Annotated in this window: 5 protein-coding genes; 1 reads left to right on the top strand and 4 read right to left on the bottom strand. The window is 53.1% G+C overall.

Translation table 11 applies throughout. The annotated features are described in order from the left end of the window. From ACWNRM_RS15125 to ACWNRM_RS15110, 4 genes are all read right to left on the bottom strand, one after another. Nucleotides 1–160 (bottom strand): helix-turn-helix domain-containing protein (locus ACWNRM_RS15125; RefSeq protein ID WP_485171503.1); only part of this gene is annotated, 160 nt, incomplete at its 3' end. Nucleotides 161–389: 229 nt separating this feature from the next. Beyond that, complete coding sequence (locus tag ACWNRM_RS15120) at nucleotides 390–1,658, bottom strand: methyl-accepting chemotaxis protein (RefSeq protein WP_485171499.1); 1,269 nt, start codon at nucleotides 1,656–1,658, stop codon at nucleotides 390–392. 220 nt (nucleotides 1,659–1,878) lie between these two features. Then, nucleotides 1,879–3,696 (bottom strand): methyl-accepting chemotaxis protein, encoded by a 1,818-nt coding sequence (locus ACWNRM_RS15115; RefSeq protein WP_485171500.1) that lies wholly within the window; start codon nucleotides 3,694–3,696, stop codon nucleotides 1,879–1,881. A 140-nt stretch (nucleotides 3,697–3,836) separates the two neighbouring features. Beyond that, entirely contained in the window at nucleotides 3,837–4,094 is a 258-nt protein-coding gene (locus ACWNRM_RS15110) for a hypothetical protein (protein ID WP_485171501.1), read from the bottom strand. Nucleotides 4,095–4,440: 346 nt separating this feature from the next. On the opposite strand from ACWNRM_RS15110, the gene ACWNRM_RS15105 reads away from it, so the two are divergent. Beyond that, a partial coding sequence (locus ACWNRM_RS15105; RefSeq protein WP_485169504.1) for a helix-turn-helix domain-containing protein occupies nucleotides 4,441–4,729 on the top strand: 289 nt, incomplete at its 3' end.

Here is a 4,729-nt window from a genome sequence, read left to right as displayed (position 1 = left end):
TTGCTGCGGGGCTGCCAGTCGACGCGGCCAGGGCACACCAGCGAACCGCACTCGCCGGACTGACGCCAAAGCGCTCGGCAGCCTGCCGGCGGGACAGGCCCTTTGAAACCGCCGCGACAACGCGGGCACGTAGATCCAGAGACAGGGTGCGTGACGACATCCAGCGCCGACCTCCATCCCGGCTGTCACCTTGAATCAGATCACACACAGATTGGGAATCCCAAATGATTCAATCAGCAAAGAAAACGCTCTAAATCACCAGCCAGCTCCATCAACCAACGGTTCTTCGATCTCTCCACCTTATCCGCCATTCAAAGTTGATCTCTCGATTGTAGTCTCCTCGAGAAGTCCCAGCCAGGTCATGTCACGTAAACGCATTGATCTTGATCCTAACAGGCATACCGTTTGAGAAAGTAGTTCAACGAGACGACTTGATGGTCCAGGTCGAGGCAATTTCTATTAACATCTTCGGTCATGCACATATTATTGCCAGCAACGTCCTCGATCGATCTGATGTTTTTATCTATTTCTCCAATACTATTGGCTTGGTTTTTGGTTGTATATTCAATACTTCTAATGAAATTGTTCACGCTTGCAACTTGGCTTGTTATGCTTTCCATGCCACTAGCAAGTTTCTCAGTAAGTGCGACGCCTTTTTTCATGGTCTCCTGAGACTGGGTCACGAGCTCAGCAATAACTTGCGCGGCCTTCGCCGAGCGGTGCGCGAGTGATCGGATTTCATCCGCGACAACGCCAAACCCCTTACCTTCCTCTCCAGCATGAGCGGCTTCCACCGCAGCGTTGAACGAGAGTAAACGCGTTTGCAGGCTAATATCTTCTATCAGTCGGAGGCTCTCGACCATATTGAAGTAGCGTTGGGCAATACCGGATATGGCCGAGACTGTCTCACCAACAATATCCTTGAATGAGCCCGCTTGTTCATTGATATCTGAAACGAGCCGCCTGGCTGAAGCAACGTCCTCCGCATTTACCTGCACTGCATCATTCATCTCTCGCACACTTGCGGCAGCAATCGTGAGATCCTGGGTTTGTCTCTGGGTATGCCCAGATAATGTGAGGCTTCCCTCCCGAATAAACGACGACGCCCTGCAGACCGCTTCAACACTTGTGGAGATAGCCGCGATGACCTGACGAAGGTCTTCAGCCGTTTCTGCTGAACGTATGGCAGACGCTTCATTCTGCAGATTCGCAGCTCGAACCAGAGAGAGGGTCGAACCAACTCCAAGGTACCGCCCTTCTCGCACTATGAGGAAACCGCGATAGAGATCGTGTGCGTCGGCACCAAGGAGTGAACGAGTGAAATCTGCTATGGCCACATCGTATTCGACAACTTTGGTTGGCCCTCTGAGGAGTAAGCCCACCTTCCGTCGGGTGTAGAGTGAACGTCCGAAACGTCCTGACATAACCGCGAAGAAAAACTGCCTATCGATAATCCCGACCGGTCGCCCATCTTCATGTAAAACAGCAATCATTGAAAGATTGTCGTTATCCGTGAAAAGCTGATTTACCCTAGCTCCGATATCATCCCCCCTCAATACCGGGACAGTTTCCACAATATCTGCCATGATACGCGGCGGAGTACTGGCTATCTCGGCAAATTCGGAGGATGTCGATGAACTAGAAATCAAATCCGACATGAATACAGACCGTTTATATGATAAATATATGACGTTATATCATGGCTCTAGCTTTAGTTTTCAAAACTTCGCCACGCCAGCATATTACACAATATAATCGCCTCGCGATGTAGTACTCGCAAATTTCTTCATTTTTTCATATTTGAGAGAGTCGGTAGCCACGATTGAAATGGCTACCGTGAGGTCGGTCCGTTCTAGCTCATGCTCTCCAGAACGTGCCTCATTGTTCCAACCGGAAGAATGCGACCCGATCACGAAGTACGCTTGCGGCTTTGTCCAAGGACGAAATAGCTGCAGTATTTTCTTCTACCATGGCTGCATTTTGCTGAGTAGATTTTGTCATCTCTCCAACCGCCAGGTTGATCTCCTGTATTGCCGAGAATTGACCCGTCGAGGAATGAGCAATTTCCGCGACGAGCTTGTCAATCTCCCCAACCTGACTCAGGATAATACCTAGAGCCCCACCGGCTTCGCGTACCAGCCTTACACCATCGGAAACAAAATCGCTCGAACTCGAAACCATCTCCTTTACGCGACGAGCGCCTTCAGTCGAACGCTGAGCCAGAGTGCGCACTTCTGTCGCGACGACGGCAAAACCACGTCCTGCATCCCCGGCTCGGGCGGCCTCTATCCCTGCATTCAATGCAAGGAGATTTGTCTGGAAAGCAATTTCGTCGATAAGTCCGATCACCTGACTGATCTGGGCAAAGCTACTCTCGATCTGGCTCATCGCGTTCACGGCGTTATGAACCATCGCGCCAGACTTTTCAGCACCCAGTCGCGTGTCATCAGTCACCGAAGCGGCTTTCTTCGCGCTGTCTGCGGAGTCACGCAGCATGCTCACAACGCGCTCGATCGCGGCTGAGGACTGCTCTATACTTGCCGCCTGCTGCTCGGTGCGCCGTGACATGTCGTTCGAAGCGACAGAGATCTCGCCTGTACCAGAGCCAATGGCCATAACGCTTTGCTGGATCACCGAGAATGTCTGGTTCAAACGCTCAAACGCGTCATTGAAATCCGTCTTCATGACCTGAAGGCGCTGCGGCAGCGCAACATCAATACGATAAACGAGATCACCCTCGGCCGCTGCCGATAGCCCTTTGCGGATAGCCTCGACTGCACGGGATTCCTCTTCAAGCTCTCTCGCAACACGCTCCGCGTTTTCGGCCCTCTCCTTGGCAACAGCTTCCCGCTCGACAGCCTGCTCGGCAGCCAGAACCTTTGCTCGTTGCAAACCACCCTGGATCGTGCTGAGCGCCTTGGCCATATCTCCAACTTCATCTCCCCGCTCAAGACAGGGAATGCTCTCGTCCAGCCGTCCTTCAGCAATACCGAGCATACGATCCCTCACCATCAGAAGCGGTGATACGATCGTTTTCTGGCTCATAAGCAGGGTCGCGAAAAGAATAAGAATCTGGATGAGCACCAGGCCAATGACGCAATTACGGACAGAAACATTCACATCATGAGCGAGCTGGTTTGATGCGCTCTCAACATGCGTAATACGGCGGCCCGTGATCGCCCCGATATCGATTGCCAGGTGAACCCCGTCTTGGTCAGACGCCTGGGCGATCTGGCGCATTTTGGTAACATCGCCTTTATTCAGCGCAACCAGCAGACTGTTCAGCTGCTGCTCGAAAGTACCATAGCGTCCCAATAGCGGATCCAGCGTGGAGACGAGACGCGGATCCACCCTCGCGGCCTCAGCAAAGATATCACGGGTTCCTCGCATATCTTTCTGGAACCGCGTTACAACCTCACCGACGAAGGGGCTGTTCGCCTGATCGATCAGGAGATGAGAGGCGTAAAGGAGTGCGTTGAGCTTGTCGCTGATGCGCGCAAGCATGATCGTGCCCCGGTCATCTGAATTGATGAATGAGCGATAGCGCTCGCCGGATTTTAACTGGTTATTGACTAAAAAACCTGAACCGATAAATGTAACCAACGTCAATGTTATTGCAACAAGTGCAATCTTGGCCTTAAACCGAAAGACACTGAACATGAGAGGGACGAGCCTTTTTTCCGCGTAGCCTTTCATTGATCCGTCGGAATGATTAATAAATCCTCTCGTTGCCCCTTCATATAACCTGCGGGCGGCTTCGTTTCAGATTCGGCTTTGCAGATAGGGACTGACAAGAATCCCAGCTGACCAGACCCGATTCAAGTAGGTCGCTGTAATCACCAGCCAGGCCCCGCGTCACGCCCCTCCCGAGTGTCCGTGGCGCGGAGGCGGCTTATCAAGCGAAGGAAAAAGAAGCCGGCGGCACACGAAAAGCACATCAGGGCTGCGGTCTCGCAGATCGATGCGAGTCGTTCCAAGGAACCATCGAACAGCCCCAGATACACCAGACGATCGCCGATGAAGGAGAAAACCTTCACCAATATAGTTTCTACAACGCCTAAACCTATGAGAAGTATGATCAGCTTCAGAATCATGTAACGGCCCCTGTCCTCGGTTTTTGACGAGAACGTCGAGTTCTAGGAGCCAATCGTTAACAGAAGATGAGATTTAACACGCTCATTCCGCCTTGATGGCGTTCTCCTTGCATTCTTGATCACAAGAATTTGCGGGGTCTATGGAGGGCTTTCACCCATGCGTTCTCCCATGGTGAGGCCGTGTATTCCCCGCCTCTACGCAGCGAGCTGGAGAGATCGAAGAACCGTTGGTTGATGGAGCTGGCTGGTGATTTAGAGCGTTTTCTTTGCTGATTGAATCATTTGGGATTCCCAATCTGTGTGTGATCTGATTCAAGGTGACGGCCGGGATGGAGGTCGGCGCTGGATGTCGTCACGCACCCTGTCTCTGGATCTGCGTGCCCGCGTTGTCGCGGCGGTTTCAAAGGGCCTGTCCCGCCGGCAGGCTGCCGAGCGCTTCGGCGTCAGTCCGGCGAGTGCCGTTCGCTGGTGTGCCCTGGCCGCGTCGACTGGCAGCCCCGCAGCAAAGCCACGCGGTGGGGATCGACTGTCACACAGGATCGAAGCACAGGCCGACCGGATCCATGCCCTGATCGCGGCGCAGGACGACCTGACCCTTGCCGAAATCCGTAACCAGCTGGCTGAGGATGGCCACC

This window comes from Asaia sp. A2 (assembly GCF_057319415.1).
This window is presented reverse-complemented; position numbering and strand designations above follow the sequence as displayed.